The sequence below is a fragment of the Collinsella sp. WCA1-178-WT-3 (M1) genome (genome assembly GCF_009696325.1).
Classification (GTDB): domain Bacteria; phylum Actinomycetota; class Coriobacteriia; order Coriobacteriales; family Coriobacteriaceae; genus Collinsella.
In genome coordinates, this window is sequence record NZ_VUME01000003.1 from 1 (window position 1) to 16,061 (window position 16,061).

At 61.2% G+C, this 16,061-nt stretch carries 14 protein-coding genes; 6 read left to right on the forward strand and 8 right to left on the reverse strand.

Annotation, left to right across the window (positions count from 1 at the left end):
- Positions 1-186: 186 nt before the first annotated feature.
- The gene (locus tag FYJ40_RS02675; protein ID WP_154515640.1) at positions 187-1,125 is read right to left on the reverse strand and encodes a radical SAM protein; all 939 of its coding nucleotides are present in this window, start codon (positions 1,123-1,125) and stop codon (positions 187-189) included.
- A 534-nt stretch (positions 1,126-1,659) separates the two neighbouring features.
- Between FYJ40_RS02675 and FYJ40_RS02680 the strand changes: the two genes are divergently transcribed.
- From FYJ40_RS02680 to FYJ40_RS02700, 5 genes are all read left to right on the forward strand, one after another.
- Positions 1,660-2,859, forward strand: coding sequence for an MraY family glycosyltransferase (locus tag FYJ40_RS02680; RefSeq protein WP_154515643.1), 1,200 nt, complete (start codon positions 1,660-1,662; stop codon positions 2,857-2,859).
- A gap of 159 nt (positions 2,860-3,018) precedes the next feature.
- Positions 3,019-4,068: a tryptophan--tRNA ligase gene (gene trpS, locus FYJ40_RS02685; protein ID WP_154515646.1), complete on the forward strand. Its 1,050-nt coding sequence runs from the start codon at positions 3,019-3,021 to the stop codon at positions 4,066-4,068.
- 94 nt (positions 4,069-4,162) lie between these two features.
- Positions 4,163-4,660: a helix-turn-helix domain-containing protein gene (locus tag FYJ40_RS02690; RefSeq protein WP_099431658.1), complete on the forward strand. Its 498-nt coding sequence runs from the start codon at positions 4,163-4,165 to the stop codon at positions 4,658-4,660.
- Between the two features lie 20 nt (positions 4,661-4,680).
- Positions 4,681-5,532: an IS3 family transposase gene (locus FYJ40_RS02695; protein WP_370450575.1), complete on the forward strand. Its 852-nt coding sequence runs from the start codon at positions 4,681-4,683 to the stop codon at positions 5,530-5,532.
- 214 nt (positions 5,533-5,746) lie between these two features.
- A complete protein-coding gene (locus tag FYJ40_RS02700) occupies positions 5,747-6,040 on the forward strand; it encodes a DUF6485 family protein (protein WP_195838532.1) in 294 nt (97 codons plus the stop codon).
- A gap of 420 nt (positions 6,041-6,460) precedes the next feature.
- Here FYJ40_RS02700 and FYJ40_RS02705 read toward each other — a convergent pair whose 3' ends face one another.
- From FYJ40_RS02705 to FYJ40_RS02730, 6 genes are all read right to left on the reverse strand, one after another.
- Positions 6,461-6,781 (reverse strand): MGMT family protein, encoded by a 321-nt coding sequence (locus FYJ40_RS02705; protein ID WP_154515649.1) that lies wholly within the window; start codon positions 6,779-6,781, stop codon positions 6,461-6,463.
- Positions 6,782-6,973: 192 nt separating this feature from the next.
- On the reverse strand, positions 6,974-7,828 hold the full coding sequence (locus FYJ40_RS02710) for a DegV family protein (RefSeq protein ID WP_154515652.1): 855 nt from the start codon (positions 7,826-7,828) through the stop codon (positions 6,974-6,976).
- A gap of 119 nt (positions 7,829-7,947) precedes the next feature.
- Positions 7,948-8,397, reverse strand: coding sequence for a MarR family winged helix-turn-helix transcriptional regulator (locus tag FYJ40_RS02715; protein ID WP_154515655.1), 450 nt, complete (start codon positions 8,395-8,397; stop codon positions 7,948-7,950).
- Positions 8,398-8,560: 163 nt separating this feature from the next.
- Positions 8,561-9,280, reverse strand: coding sequence for a B3/4 domain-containing protein (locus tag FYJ40_RS02720; RefSeq protein WP_154515658.1), 720 nt, complete (start codon positions 9,278-9,280; stop codon positions 8,561-8,563).
- A 224-nt stretch (positions 9,281-9,504) separates the two neighbouring features.
- The gene (gene pckA / locus FYJ40_RS02725; protein ID WP_195838533.1) at positions 9,505-11,175 is read right to left on the reverse strand and encodes a phosphoenolpyruvate carboxykinase (ATP); all 1,671 of its coding nucleotides are present in this window, start codon (positions 11,173-11,175) and stop codon (positions 9,505-9,507) included.
- Between the two features lie 262 nt (positions 11,176-11,437).
- Complete coding sequence (locus FYJ40_RS02730; RefSeq protein WP_154515661.1) at positions 11,438-13,009, reverse strand: L-lactate permease; 1,572 nt, start codon at positions 13,007-13,009, stop codon at positions 11,438-11,440.
- A 178-nt stretch (positions 13,010-13,187) separates the two neighbouring features.
- On the opposite strand from FYJ40_RS02730, the gene FYJ40_RS02735 reads away from it, so the two are divergent.
- A complete protein-coding gene (locus FYJ40_RS02735) occupies positions 13,188-14,762 on the forward strand; it encodes a lipopolysaccharide biosynthesis protein (RefSeq protein ID WP_370450576.1) in 1,575 nt (524 codons plus the stop codon).
- Positions 14,763-15,079: 317 nt separating this feature from the next.
- On the opposite strand, the gene FYJ40_RS02740 is transcribed toward FYJ40_RS02735, so the two are convergent.
- Entirely contained in the window at positions 15,080-15,919 is an 840-nt protein-coding gene (locus FYJ40_RS02740; RefSeq protein ID WP_154515664.1) for a metallophosphoesterase, read from the reverse strand.
- Positions 15,920-16,061: the final 142 nt, after the last annotated feature.

Here is a 16,061-nt window from a genome sequence, read left to right on the forward strand (position 1 = left end):
AGGCTCAAGGTCATATACGCGATCATGCGCGACGCCGTCCCGTACGCGGCCTAGCGGGCGGCGGGATCAACCGAAGAGGAAACCGAGCGGGGGCGCCAGGCGCCCGGATGCGTCATGCCGAAATGGCACGAAGCACGCGGTTGACAAAACTATAGAGACACGTCCCAAAAAGACTGCTCAAAAGAGCTACTTTGCGCTGGTGAGGACGCCGGTGGTGTCGAAGGCTGGAGTAAAGCTCTCGTCTACCGCGCCCCCCTCTTGCCAGAACATCGTCGTAAAGCCCAGGTCGTCGGCATGGTCGAGCACCCGCTCGTATTCCTCGCGCGTCACGGCTCGCGCCAAGTCGCCGCCCTGCTCGCGCATGAGCGCATTGGGCGTGTACTGGTTCATGACCGAGATCGGCACATCACCCACCGTCTGCCACACCAGGTCTAGCACGCGACACGAATCGTCCGCATGCCCCGGCAACACCAGGTGACGCACGATCATGCCGCGCTTCATGAGCCCGTCCTCGTCCACCAGCTCTCCCCCACGGCGCTCAATCTCGCGCGCCATTTGCGCCAAACCCGACACGGCCACACGTGGGTAGTCCCGAATATGAGAGAGCGACTGCGCAAGCCCCGCATCGGCATATTTAAAGTCGGTAAGCCACACATCGACCAGATCGCCGAGCGCCGCCACGGCACTCGCGCGCTCATAACCGCTTGTGTTGTAGACGATTGGGATGACCAGCCCGCGCGCCCGTGCCGCGGCAATCGCAGCCGGCAGCAGGTGCGCGTAGTGCGTCGCCGTCACCAAGTTAATATTGTTGGCACCCTGGTCCTGCAGCTCCAACATAATCTCGACCAGGCGCTCGGGCGAAATTTCAAGACCGAAATTGCCCGTCGAGATCTCGTGGTTCTGGCAATAGACGCATTTGAGCGAGCAGCCGCTAAAGAAGATCGTGCCCGAACCGGCCTCGCCCGAAATAGGCGGCTCCTCCCACATATGAAGCGCCGCGCGGGCCACCTTGAGCGTGTCGTTAGCACCGCATACGCCGCGCGCACCCTCATCGCGCGCCGCACCGCAACGCCGCGGACACAAATGGCAGGCGGGCGAAAAAAGTTCGGTCAACGACGTCGGCATAAAAACATGCTCCAAAACAACGATTCAGCAGCTCAAACGCAAAAGGACCAGCCGCACAGACAGCTCGAGCCCAAGACGCCGTAATCGTCCGACACGATTTTTGTAATGTCAAGACTGGAATCGATAAAGTGCCGCTATATGATGTAGGTATTCCGCCCCCCGCGGAGCAACTGGGTGAACCGTCGCGTTTATTTAGGGAGCCCACACAGTCGTACGTAGTACAGGTATCCTTCGTTGTTAAGGACGCTGGAACGGTCGATGAGGGCACCCACCTGTTTTAGGTGGGTTCATTTTCGTAACGTGGGGGGTGGTTTTCTTTTGCCGTTTTTGCCAAAAATTGCCATCGCAAATCCCGTATGACACCCAACGGCACTCGGCAGAACCCCCGCCACCATCCCAATATCTGGTAAGCACGTGATTATCGATCGGCGCGATTCCCCGCACCCCCTTTGGTCGAGTATCATGGGTCAGCTATACCCTTTGCGGCATGGCATCCTTTGACCTTTTCCTTCGACGCTTGGCGGTTTTTGATACATGGCTTCATCCACGAGCTACATACCGTTCCTTTGCGTGGCAGCCGCGGCATATATCACGACCTTCCTCACGGTGCCCCTGGTTAAACGTCTGGCAATCAAGCTCGACGCCGTTGACTATCCTTCAAAACGCCGTATCAACACCAAGCCCATCCCGCGCTTGGGAGGTACGGCGGTCTTTTTGGGCCTGGTCGTTGCCTGCATCGTTCAGATTATGGGCACCTGGTATCTGGGCTGGCCGCCCGTCTTGGTCCCGCATCCGCGCCTGCACATTAGCTACCCCATGCTGGCGCTTTCTTTTACCGTCATTTTTGCGACCGGCGCGATCGACGACGTCTTCCAGCTTAGGCCCAAGCAAAAGCTCGCCGGCCAGGTCCTTGCCGCGCTCATCGCCTGCGTGGGTGGACTAAAAATCGGCGTCATCGTCAACCCGGTTGCCCCCGGCGAGATCATGCTCGGCTGGCTTGCCTACCCCATCACCGTGGTCTACCTGGTGGCGTTCACCAATATCATCAACCTCATCGACGGCCTCGATGGCCTGGCCACAGGCATCTGCGGCATCGCATCGTTCACCATGTTTTCGGTCGCCGTGCTCTCGGGCCGCATCGACGCCGCCGCGCTTTCCATCGCGCTCTTTGGCTCGTGCCTCGCCTTCTTGCGCTATAACTTCAACCCCGCGAGCATCTTTCTGGGCGACTCGGGGTCGCTGCTGCTGGGCTTTGCGCTGGGCTCCATTTCGCTGCTTAATGTGAGCCGCACCGCCGCGCTCACCTCGCTTATCATTCCGCTCATCGTTGCCGGTGTGCCCATCATCGACACGTTTAGCGCCATCGTGCGCCGCAAGCGCGCCCACATTAGCATTGGGCAGGCCGACAAAGGCCATATCCACCACCGCCTCATTCAAGAGGGCTATAACCAGAAGCAGGCTGTGCTGCTTATCTATGCCTGGTGTGTCCTGCTTTCGGCCGGTGCGGCCGCCATCAACCAGGTCGAAGTCCCCATGCGCGTGCTCATCTTTACCGTGCTTGGCATTGGCTCGGCAGCCTTCGCCAAGCACCTGCACCTGTTTGAGCCCGTGCTACGCCACCATTACAACAAGCGCACGCACGAAGACGAGCTGATAACCCCCGACGACCCCGCCTTTAAGCAGGAGGAGCAAGCGGCCGAGGAGCATAAGGAAGAGCGCCACCACAGGCATTAAGGTTTGCTGCAGAAGGTTGTTCTGCTTACCGTCGGCCGCTCGTGACCGCGCCTCGACCGCCACGCATGTCTCGCCTTACCACCCCCTTGCTCACTTTCGCCCGCCCCTCTCAATAAACGCGTTATCATCTTGACCCATGAACATACGTTAGGAGCAATCATGCCAAACGAGAACAGCTACGAAGTCGCGTTGCAAAAGAGCAACGCCATTCGCGAGGGCCTGGCCAAGACGCCCGAGAAGTTCACCATGCTTACCGGCGACCGCCCCACCGGCCGTCTGCACCTAGGCCACTACTTTGGCACCCTCAAGGGCCGCGTGGAGTTGCAGGATATGGGCGCCAAGACCAACGTGCTCATTGCCGACTACCAGGTCATCACCGACCGCGACACCACCGAGCACATCCAGGACAACGTGTATAACATGGTCATGGACTACCTTGCCTGCGGTATCGACCCCGACAAGACCATGATCTACACGCACTCCGCCGTGCCCGCCGCCAACCAGCTCATGCTGCCGTTCCTGTCGCTGGTCTCCGAGGCCGAGCTGGCGCGCAACCCCACCGTCAAGGCCGAGATGGAGGCCTCGGGCCACGAGCTCACCGGCCTTCTGCTCACCTATCCGGTGCACCAGGCCTGCGACATCCTGTTCTGCAAGGGTAACGTTGTGCCCGTCGGTCGCGACCAGCTGCCGCACATCGAGCTCACCCGTACCATCGCCCGCCGCTTTAACAACCGCTACGGCAAGGTATTCCCCGAGGTCGACGCGCTGCTGTCCGAGACCCCGCTGCTGCCCGGCCTGGACGGCCGCAAGATGAGCAAGAGCTACGGCAACGCCATCAATATCTCGATGACCGCCGAGGAGACGGCCAAGCGCATCAAGAAGAGCCAGACCGACTCCGAACGCATGATTACGTTTGATCCCGAGAACCGCCCCGGCGTGTCCGGCCTGCTTTCGACAGCCGCCATCTGCACCGGCCGTTCCGAGGTCGAGATTGCCGAGGAGATTGGCATGGGTGGCTCTGGCCAGCTCAAGAAGTACGTGACCGAGGCCGTCAACGGGTACTTCGCACCGATCCGCGAGCGTCGCCAGCGCTACGAGAACGACCTGGACTATGTGAAGGACGTCCTGCACGAGGGCAACCGTCGCGCCAACGAGATTGCCGAGCAGACGCTGGCAGAGGTTCGGGACGCCATGGGCATGGTGTACTAGTCGAGAGCAATAAACAACACTCAAACTAAACCGCCGCGATTGGCACAATGAACTGCCTCCCATTTCTTGGACATCGGGAAATGGGAGGTTTTCCATGAGTATAGACCTCAGGGTGAAGCACGACCTGGAGTCCAGGAGGCGGGCCGTCGAGCTCTTCGACGCCGGCGTCGGCTGCAAGCCGGCGGCCGAGGCCCTGTCCGTCCCCCGCGAGACCGTGAGAGAATGGCAGTGGGTATACCGGGCGTTCGGAAGCGAGGCGTTGCTGTCCATGGGCGGGAAACAATCCAGGTACACATTCGAGCAGAGGGTCGCCGCGGCGTCGGCCGTGGTCGACGGCGGGATGGCGAAGACCGACGCCATGGCCGAGTTCGGGATCAGGTCGAAGTCCCCGCTGGAGCGCTGGTGCAGGCTCTACCGCGAGGGCGGCGCCGAGGCGCTGCGGCCCGGACCGAAGGGCAGGCCGAGGGGGTCGAGGTCGAAACCCCGGGCCCGCACCCGCGAGCAGGAGCTCGAGGAGCGCTGCCGCAGGCTCGAGGCCGAGGTCGCCTACCTAAAAAAATTGCGCGCCCTGGTCGAGCGGGACGGGCTCTGACCAGGGCGGCGGCCGAGGCGGTGAGGGCGCTGAGGGCGGAGGGGCACTCCCTGCGCCACCTGCTGGAGTGCTCGGGGCTCAGGAGGTCGACCTACTACTACGCGCTGGCGCACCCGCGGAGGCCGACCAGGCCCGAGCTGCGCGACGCCGCGGCCGAGATATTCTCGCGCACCGCCAACGGCTGCGGGCACCGGCAGATAGCCATGTGCCTGCGCGCCGAGCTGGGCGCGGTCGTGGCCGACAAGACCGTGCTCAAGATGATGCGCGAGATGGGCATCCGGTGCGCGATACGCCGCCGGGGCTCCCGCCGCCGGTACAGCTCCTACAGGGGGCTCGTGGGGAGCACGTTCGAGAACGTCATCGCGAGGGATTTCGGCGCCGAGGGGCCGTGGCAGAAGCTCGGCACCGACGTCACCGAGTTCAAGGTCGCCGGCGCCAAGGCCTACTGGGCCCCGGTGCTCGACTTCTGCACGAAGGAGATCGTGGCGAGCGACATATCGACCTCTCCGGACCTCGCCCAGCAGCACAGGATGCTCGACCGGCTCCTCGAGGCCCTGCCCGACGGGGCGGCACCGACCATGCACTCGGACATGGGCTGGCAGTACCAGCACGAGTCCTACACCTCCAGGCTGGAGGGGGCGGGCATCACCCAGAGCATGTCGCGCAAGGGGAACTGCATCGACAACGCCGCCACCGAGCAGCTCTTCGGCCACGTGAAGGACGAGTTCTACCGCGGCAGGGAGTGGGGCAGCTTCGAGGACTTCAAGCGCGACCTGGAGGAGTACATAGCCCATTGGAACACGCGGCGCAGGCAGGTAAGATTGAAGGGCCTGACGCCGGAGGAGTTCCGGAACCGGGCCCTTGCGGCGTAGTCGCTATTTATTCAGTCCAAGTTTCGGGGCGCAGTTCACAATCCTCGTTGCGGCGGTTTTGTTTTCTTCAGAGGTCGGTCGCCGAGATATTCAGCCGCTTGGCAGAACCCCTAAGTCGCAAGCACCTTGAGGCTATATCCTGTTAAGCAATGACACCCTATTGTTTAACATGCGGCAGCTTTTACGGCAGACCCGACCGACCGGAAGGAGTCCCATGAGCTCAGTTGCGTTTTGTACCTGCAACGACCGGAAATGCCCATTTAACCCTGTCAACCACGAGAAGGGCTGCACACCGTGTATCGCTAAGAATCTGCACGAGCACGAGATTCCAACGTGCCTGTTCAACGCGATTTCTCCCGATCGGCTTGAGGCCGATAAAGACGAGTGGTCGTGGCAAGCGTTCGCGCGGCATGTAGAAGCATATCTGGGAAGCGACAGCCCAAGAATCCCCGCAGGCGAAGAAGCGCCGCAGGGATTTACCAAGATCGGTTGCTGTAAGCGGGACTAACAATCAAAGTTAGTGCCCCCCTAAAACCAAACGTCAGTACCTCATTATGGGATAACAGACCTGATGGGTTTGCCCCATGCTTACAGGAAAGCGCCCGCCGACCATGGCAGCCGACGGGCGCTTTCCTGAAGTACACCGTTGAATCGCACAGAGGGGAGGAATGCGAATCAAACTCAACAGGGCAGGCTTTTCCATCGCCTACGGCCTGCTCCGTTGCTGCATACAATATAGTTCACCATTGTTTACTTTGTAGCATCAAACCGCGCCGCCACACCTTCTGCATAAGTTAACCCCGTTAAACCTGCCAATTAGGGACAGGTTTATTTTGGCAGGTTTTATCTGGGGAAACATCAATGGAGCCAGCGTTCCACCACAAAGAGGACAGGCACCTTTGTGGTGGTCTTGGCCACGGCAGAGCCGCTAGAGCCCTGCTGGCCAACGACAGGCGGCCAAGTCGACGTGCATGGGGTCGACAAACGTCACGCCCTCCCCCAGCAGAAGTTCGCGCTGAGCGTCGGGACCGCCAAAGGCAAAGCCCTCGCAAATGCGACCATCGGCAAACACCACGCGGTGACAGGGAATCTCGCCGGGGCGCGGATTGCTATGCAGGGCATACCCCACGTACCGCGCACTTCGTGGACGGCCGGCGAGCAGCGCCACCTGGCCGTACGTGGCAACCATCCCCTCAGGGATCTGCTCGACTACCTCGTACACCCGCTCAAAAAAGCCCTCAGACGCCATCGATGCTCCTTTCCGCCCGCAACAGCATAAATCAAATGATCCCTCGGGGACGGCAGGTTGCGGATCATTTGCGGCCTCCGTGAGGCCGATGGTCCGCAACCCCGTCATCGCCGAGGGATCACATGGCATGGCAGGTAGCGTTTGCCCAGATAAAACCTGCCAAAATAAACCTGTCCCTTTTTGGCAGGTCGGTTAGTTGGCAGGCTGGAAGAAGGCTACGGCTACGGCACCGGGGCCTACATGGGTGCCGATGGTGGCGCCGATGGTGTGAACGGGCAGCTCGCCCTCGGTGTGGCCAGCCCACAGCGCGGCGCTGTCCTCGATATACTTCTTGAGCACCGCATCCGAAAGGCCCGTATAGCCGAGCGCCAGCGGCATGGAAAAGTCGACGCCGCCCGCCTTTTCGACCTTTTGGTTCAGCAGGTTGCGACCGTTCTTGGAACCGCGCGCCTTGCCCAGCTGCACGATCAGACCGTCCTCGGCAGCCACCACGGGCTTTACGTTGAGCAGCGTACCCACGGCGCCGGCCGCAGCAGACAGGCGACCACCGCGCACCAGGTACTCCAGCGTCTCGAGCAGGCCGATAACCACCACGCGGTCGCGCACGGCCTCGACCGCCGCCGCGATCTGGGCCGCGCTACGGCCCTCGTCCACCAAGCGCAGGGCATACTCGACCAGCACGCGCTCGCCCAGGGTGACGTTGTTGCTGTCTACCACGAACACATCGCCGCCCGGGGCCTCGGCAAGAGCGGTGCGCGCACTCTGATTGGTGCCGGAAAGCTTAGCGCCCACGGTAATAATCACGGCCTCATCGCCGGCTTCACGAACCTCGGCGATAGCCTGCGAAAACGCGTACGGGTTGACCTGACCGGTCTTGGGCAGCTCATCGCGCTCCACGAGCATCTCGTAAAAGCGCCGGTGATCGATGTCGACGCCATCCATGTACACATCGGTGCCAAAGGTGACGGACAGTGGCAAAACAGCCAGTGCCGGGTGCTCCGCCGGCGACATATCGCTTGCGGAATCGGTAATAATGCGGACGGACATAGCGAATCCTTTCTTGCGCAGGTCCCGCGCAGGGAATTTTGACAGCAATGCCCCGGCACGGCATACGCGCTCAAACGGGACGATGCAGTTGTTAGTGGGAAGCAAATGCCTAGGCGGCCCTACAGCTCGCGCAGGGTGTCGAGAATCGTACGCAGCGACGCGTACATCTGCTCGCGCTGCTCCACGCCCATGGCCTTGCCGGTGGCGTCGAGCACCTCGCGAATAATGCGATCGGCCTCATTCATGCTCTCGCCGCCCAACGTGGTCAGGCGAACCGGGGCGCGATACTTAACGGCGGCATCGCCCGAATCGTCGACCTCGACGTAGCCGCCCTCTTCCAGATGCGCCAGCGTGCGCGAGACGGCAGCGCGGGTCACGCCTGCCATGCGGGCGAGGTCGGCACCAGTCAGGCCGTCCTTGCTGCGCTCAAGATAGTACAGGCACATGATATCGGAACCCTTAAGGCCCAGCCTTGCGCCCTCAGATGCCTTAATGCGCTGGATCTCCTTGTAGAGCCCGCTAATCAGTCCGACAAAATCCTCAAAACGTGTCTCGTCGTTCTGCTGCATGGGAGACGACCGCCTTTCGCTTGCATGATGCTAACGGGTAAACATCTTAGCCGCATGCCCGAACCCCCGTACCCAAATATCCCAATTGTTAACTCATCAACATAAAAACCACCACAAAGGGGATAGCACCTTTGTGGTGGTTTGTGTGGTGGTTTGGCCCGAGCTAGAGTTCCACGCGCGGGTTATCGCGGGTCACAAGCGTCTTGACGACAACCGTCGCTCCCAGATAGCGCTCGAGCAGCTCGGCTAAGCGATCGATCGCGGCCTGGCAGTCCCCCATTCGCTCGGGCTCTACACACTCAATCGCCAGGAACGCATCGGCAGAATCGTCGGACAGGGCCGTTCGAACGCCGTCGCGCCAGTTCCAGCAGCGGCACACGGCGCCCGCATCATCGATGTAGGCGAGCTCGCCGGGCAGCGTCGGATCATCTGCTTCCTCGCCAAGCGGCAGGAACGCATCGCCACCGTCGGTCACCTTCAAGCGAAGGTCTCCCTCAATCGCGTGCAAATCCTCGCCTCCCACGGGCAGCGCGTAGGTCAGCGACACCGTGTTGTAAATATCCACCGCCGGTGTGATATGACCGACCGGCTTGCCCTTGAGCACGCGCTTGAGCAGGTTCTCGATTGAGCAGCGGGCGCCCTTTTTAGTCTTGAACAGGCGATAGGCCTCGCGCCATGCCTTGACCGGCGCGTTCTCGCTGATGGTATCGCTTGTCAGGTGGCGCTCCGCATCGATATTGGCGCGATCGAGCAGCGCCGCAATCGCGTCCACGTCCTCCTGGGGAATCTGAGCCGCGGGCTTCATGCCCTTTACGACCACGACGCCGACCGCCGCCTGTGGAAATAGCTCCCAAAATGAATCCTCGGCAATAAAGCTCTTCATACGTGCTCCTTTCGCAATTCGCGCCAACGCGAGCGCCTAAACAAAAAGCGCCCTTACAACGGCCACCTTCAAAGTCCTACGGTGCCGTCACAAGAGCGCTTACGCTGTCCCCATCCGGAGAAGGGGACGATATGTCAGGCGTATTGTAGCCCGAGTCATCCGTACGAGCAAAATCACCACAAAGGCGCCTGCCTCTTTGTGGTGGATATGGACTCGAGGCGACGCTAGTGGCGGAGTCCCAGCAGGCCGCGGCCGCGATGACGGGCCTCGGCGGACACCTGGGCGTGCGGGCCGGCGGCCTTGACGGACTCGGGCAGGTGCGAGTACTTCTTCTCGAAGTTCTCCTCGAACATCACCGCCAGGTTGTGCGCGGCCTCGTCGTAGCGCGCTGTGCTCTGCCAGTACTGGCGCGGCACCAGGATGCCGTCCGGCACACCGTGGCACGTGGTGGGAATGTCGACATTAAAGATATCGTCGTGCAAGAACTCGCTGTCCTCGATGGTACCGTCGAGGGCGCGTGCAACCAGGGCGCGCGTGTAGGCAAGCTCGATGCGATGGCCCACGCCATAACCGCCGCCAATCCAGCCGGTGTTGAGCAGATAGACGCGGGTGCGACCGTCGGCGATACGCTCGCCGAGCATCTTGGCATAGACCATGGGGTCAAGCGGCATAAACGGCTCTCCGAACAGCGAGGAGAACGTGGGCGTGGGCTCGGTGACGCCGACCTCGGTACCGGGGATCTTGGCGGTGAAACCCGTCACAAAGTGATACATGGCGGCATCCGCCGTCAGGCGCGAGATAGGCGGCAGCACGCCAAAGGCATCGCAGGTCAAAAACAGCACGACGCTCGGGGTGGTGCCCATGCCCTTGGTCCACGCGTTGGGGATATGCTCGACGGGATAGGCAACGCGCGTGTTGTGCGTGATCGAGACGTCATCGTAGTTGGGCTTGCGGTTCTCGTCGAGTACCACGTTTTCGCAGATCGCGCCAAAGCGAACGGCATTGAAGATCTCGGGCTCGTGAAACTCGTCCAGGCCCTCGCACTTGGCGTAGCAGCCTCCCTCGATGTTGAAGATGCCCATGTCGGACCAACCGTGCTCGTCGTCGCCGATCAGCAGGCGCGTGGGATTGGCCGAAAGCGTGGTCTTGCCGGTGCCGGACAGGCCAAAGAACACCGCGGTCTCGTGCGTGACGGGATCCATGCTGGCCGAGCAATGCATGGGCAGTACATCGTCCTCGACGGGCAGCAGGTAATTCATGACGCTGAAGATGGACTTTTTAATCTCACCGGAGTAGCCGGTGCCGGCAACCAGAATCACGCGCTCCTGGAAGTTGATGACCACGGCGGCGCTGGAGTTGAGGCCCTTGATGGCGGGGTCGCACTGGTACCCGGGTGCCGCGAGCACGCAAAAGTCCGGCTCGCCGGTGCGCGCAATTTCGCGAGCGAGCGGACGGGCGAGCATCTGCTTAATGAAGAGCGCCTGGCTCGCGCGCTCGCAGGCAACGAGCAGGCGACGCGTGTGGTTGCGGTCGGCACCCGCCATGCCGCGCGTGACGAACACGTCGCGCTCGTTGAGATAGTCGACGATGCCGGCCTTGATGGCCTCGTAGCTCTCAATCGAAAGCGGGCGGTTGACGGCGCCCCAGGCGATCTTGTCGTGAACATCGGGGGTGTCAACGATAAAGCGGTCGTTGGGAGAACGGCCGGTGCGCTCCCCCGTCTCGATTACCAGCGCGCCGTTGGATGCCATGCGGCCCTCTTCACGGCGGATGGCGTGCTCGACGAGCTCCGCAGCAGGTAGATCGACCAGCAGACGCGGCTGATTCTCGGAGGGATCTTCGACCAGCGTAATACCAAAGTTGGACAGAACTTCTGCAGGGGTAACACCAGGCATGGGGCCTCCTTTAAAAGCGCGTCACGCGGGCGCGGCGCGCACTTTACTCACGTAAAGTTCGTTGTACCCGATATGCAAAAACGTTTTTGTGGCAAGGGGGGTAAGCCCGCCCAACGGTCAAAAATCGCAGGCAAGCGGCCTAGTCATTGGGTAGTCATTGGGGACGTTCTTAAACGACGAGTCGTTGGGGACACTCTTGAACAGGCAACATTCAAGGAGTGTCCCCGGATGCCGGCACAAAAGGAACGTCCCTAAGTGCCAACTATAGCGGCAAGCCTTGGCCAAGCATGGCGATGGCGCTCATAAGGACCAGCATGCCGGCGGCGTAGGGCAGGACCGCGCCCAAGAGCTCGGCATCCTTGCCGCGCACGTGCACAGCGGCCAGGCCGATGGCAAGCGTCTGCGGCGAGATCATCTTGCCGGCGGCGACGCCAAGCGCGTTCAGCGCGACCATCCAGTAGTCGCTCACGCCCAGCGCGGTGGCAGCCTGGCTCTGGATGGGACCAAACAGCATGCCAGAAGACGTGCCCGAACCGGTCACGAACGCACCGACCGCGCCGATCCACGGAGCCAGAATCGGGTACAGGCCACCGGCGACCGCAATGCAAAACGCGCTGATCGAAGAGATCATGCCCGCATAGCCCATAACCTTGGCACAGCCCAGAACCGAAAGCATGGTAATGACCGTCGGCATCATCTGCTTGACGGTCGCGGCCAGCACCTTGCCCATCATGCGCGGCGAAGCACCCTGAATGGCGCCGCCGACAAACGCCGCCAGGAAAATCCAGACGCCCGGCGTGTTGATCCACGAAAACGTGAGCGTGCCGGGGTTCTCGCCGCAATACACCTGCACCTGGCTCGCAAACGGTGCGAGCGCAGCATGCACGGCAGGCACCAGGTTAGACGTTCCCAACAGCAGCACAAAGATCAGGATGAAGCACGACCAAGCCGAAAGCGCCGACTTAGCGGTGAGCTGCTCGCCGGCCTCGATATTCATGTGGAAGCGTGCGTCCAGATGCCCCGACTTCTCGGCACGCATGGCAAGCGCAGCTGTCAGCGCGAGCGAAACGATGGAACCGACGACGACGGCAAGCTCGGGACCCACAAACATAGCAACGACAAGAGCCGCACCGGCAAAGGACACGCCGGAGAGCACGGCGATGCCCGCCACGCCGTTCAGGCGCTCGGCAACGCCCGCAACATTACCCTGGTCATCGGCGACACGACCCGCAACCAGCACGATAAACAGAGGCATCATCGCAAAGAAAGGCGCCAACTGCACCATCTGAACGGTCGCCAAATGCAGCGGGTCCAGGCCCACCAGACCGGCAACGGACACCGTGGGAATGCCAATGGAGCCGTAGGGCGTGGGCACGCCGTTGGCCAGCAGACAGATGAGCACGGCGGGCACGGCCTCAAAGCCCAGGCCCGCGAGCATGCCGGCGGGAATAGCGACGGCGGTGCCAAAACCGGCCATGCCCTCCATAAAGCCACCAAAGCACCAGGCCACAAGCAGCGCCAGCAGACGGCGATCGCTGCTGATGGAGGTGATCATGCTGCCGATCACGTCCATGGCGCCCGTGCGAACGCACAGGTTATACGTGAACACCGCGGCGATGATTACCAAAACGATGGGCCACAGGGCCATCAAAAAGCCTTCGAGCGAGGCGGTCGCGATCTGCGCAGCCGGCAGGTGCCACCATGCGAAGGCAAGCACGCACGAAAGGACAAACGATCCGATGGCGGCTTTCCAAGCTGGCCATTTAAAGCACAGCAGCATCACGACAAGCCAAATGATCGGCACAAGAGCCAGCAAGAATGCGGCGACGTCCATAGGTAGAAGCTCCTTGGTGCCGCGCGGGCGGCATCGTGGTATCACATAACTTCAACAGGATACCGCACGCTCACCGACAATTTACTGCCGCCCCCCGAAAATATTGAACAATCCGTTCAAAAACATGAGTGACACCGTCGCGTCTATACTAGAACGCAGTAATAGAAAGGACTCCGCCTTGAGCATCTCGCCCCTCGATAGCATCCGCCGCGCCATCGCCCGCCGCAACGGCATCGCCAACCCCGCTGTATCGGGCGGGGCGCACGGACAGGGCGGACGCATCGAGAACGGCCTCTTCCCCGCATCGCACACCGCCGAGGAGCTCGCGCGCATCCAAGAGCTGAGTCAGCGTAACGCCAGCGGGCCAAATAGCGGCCAAGCCACACGCCGTCGCCGCGAGCGCGATCGCCAGCCCGGCCCCATCCGCCGTATGGTCAACGCCTGGTGGAACCGCCTGCTCGGCGCCGTCTACGGCGGCGGCTTCTCCACGCAGGAAGCCGAATACGAGGAGCACGCCACCAGCCGCGACTACCTTTGGAATACCCTCGGCACCGCCGTGTGGGGCATGGCGTTTCCGCTGCTCACTATCGTGTCCACGCAACTCGTGGGCGCCGAGGAAGCCGGCAAGTTCTCCATCGCCTTTGTCACCGGCACGCTCATCATGATCGCGTGCAACTACGGCGTACGCAATTTTCAAGTCTCGGACATCGACGAGAAGACGTCCTTTGCCTCCTACCAGCTCAACCGCTGGCTTTGCGGAGCGATCGCGCTGGCCTGCGGCCTCATGTACAGCAGCGCCCGCAGCTACGACGCGCACATGGCGACGATCGGCCTGGGCGTCTACCTGTATAAGGTAATCGACGGCGTGGCGGACGTGTACGAGGGCCGCCTGCAGCAGGCCGATAAACTCTACCTGGCCGGCATGAGCCAAACGCTGCGCTCCGCCGGCGTCATCGCGGTCTTTAGCGTGGCGCTGTTCCTTACGCGCAGCATGCCCATCGCGGCCATGGCCATGGGTGTCACAGCAATCGCCTCGCTTGTGCTGGTCACCGCCCCGCTCGCCCTGCTCGAAACCGAAAAATCGCGTCGCGTGAGCATACGCGAAGTCGGCCGCCTTTTTGCGCAGTGCGCCCCGCTCTTTGGCGCGCTCTTTTTGTTTAACCTTATCGAGAGCATGCCCAAATTTGTGATGGAAGGCACGCTGGCCTACAAATATCAGCTGTATTTTAATGCCCTATTCTTTCCGGCGCAGGCCATTTTGCTGAGCATTGGATTTATCTATAAACCGCAGCTCTTGCGTTTGTCGAGCATTTGGGCTAACCCGCGCAAGCGTCGCCGCTTTGACTTAATTATTGTCGCCGTCATGGCGCTGATCTTGGGTTTCACTGGCGCATGCGCCGCGTTTATGGCAGGCCCCGGCATTCCCCTTATGAGCTTTATGTACGGCCTCAACTTTGAGCGCTACCGCACATTGGCGCTGCTGATGGTCGTCGCCGGCGGCATCACCGCAGCCATCGACTTTATCTACGCCATTATCACAGTGCTGCGCTACGCCGACGATGTCACCAAGATCTACCTCATTTGCTTTGCCGTGAGCGTGGTGGTGCCGATGATCCTCATCAGCCTACTGGGGCTGATGGGTGCCGTCGTGAGCTACCTGGCTATCATGGCCCTACTGCTGGTGCTATTGATTGTCGAGTACGCCCACATCCGCCAGCGCATAGAGAGGGACCGGAATCCGTACGGCGTCTAATTAGCTGCCCCGGTCACCGGAATTTGCGATGGAATCACCCCGGCTGGGGTCTCGTTGCGGACAATATGCATCACGCAAAACTAAGTGAGTAGACTATTACCGAATCCCCGACCACACCGACAAAGTACAAGTCTGTGACCTGCGGTTTTATTAAGGCAAATATGTTGGGTGCTCGGCATTTCCAAAAAAGTCTACTCACTTAGCCAGCGGGCATCCAAATGATTATGTAATCCACGTCCCCGAAAAATCATTTGATGGGCAGAAGGGCAAAAGTAGTCAAAAAAGCCCCGTCCCAAATTAGCTACCCTTTGCACCGATTACTCGCCAGGGAGAATGTTTGCATAGAACTCCGCCCCGTCGTCCAGGCGCAGGATCCCGACGCGGCCGAACTCGGAGCCGGTGGCGGCGGCACAGTCGATGTCGATGCGGTCGGGAACGCCGGCGGTATCCTCGCCGCCCAGGCGCACCATCTGTCCGCGGCCCGACTCCTCATCGAGCCCTGCCAGGCCGCCGACCTCGCAATAGCGCCCCAGCGACACCGTTGGCGTGTGGCCGCTCACCACGACCGGACCCTTGCCCTCGGCAGATAGCAGCCCCGTCGGGGCATCCCAATAGCCATGGCGAATCCAGAGCAAGTCATCGGACGACTGCACGGCGAGCATTTGCTGCAGCAACTCGCTATCGGCATCGACCGCTCCTCTGCCGTCACCGCAATCGACACCATGCTCAAGCAAAAACGCGCGCGCCGCCTCGGTCTGAATACCGGCGTGCACCAGCAGATACGGTCGCTCGGCAGTCTCTGCCACCGCATAGAGCGGCAGGGCGGCAGCCCAGCGCACCAGCTCCTCGTATGCCTCAAACTCCATTTCGTTGAGCTGCTGGCGCGTGGTCCAACCGCCGTTGATGTCCCAGGTCTCGGCATCAAGCGGGTCCTGGCCAATGATCGCGTCGAGCATAATCTGCTCGTGGTTGCCCTTAAGCACGCGAGCGTTGGGCAGCGATCGCACCAAGTTGATGACGCCGACCGGATCGGGACCGCGATCGATCATGTCGCCCAGCACATACAGCGTGTCGTCGGACGTTAGCGAGATCTTGGAAAGGGCCTCGTCCAGCGCGCGCACGTGCCCGTGAGCATCGGATGTCACATAGATCGCCATGGAACGCCTTTCCCTGCATTACGGCCGAAGCCCGGAGCCACAACTAAAACTTCAAGTTGAACTTAAACGTTACCCATTGTACTCCGTTGCAATAAAGCTGAAAAGTAGATACGAGCCGCCGCCAATAGTCTAGAAAAACGGC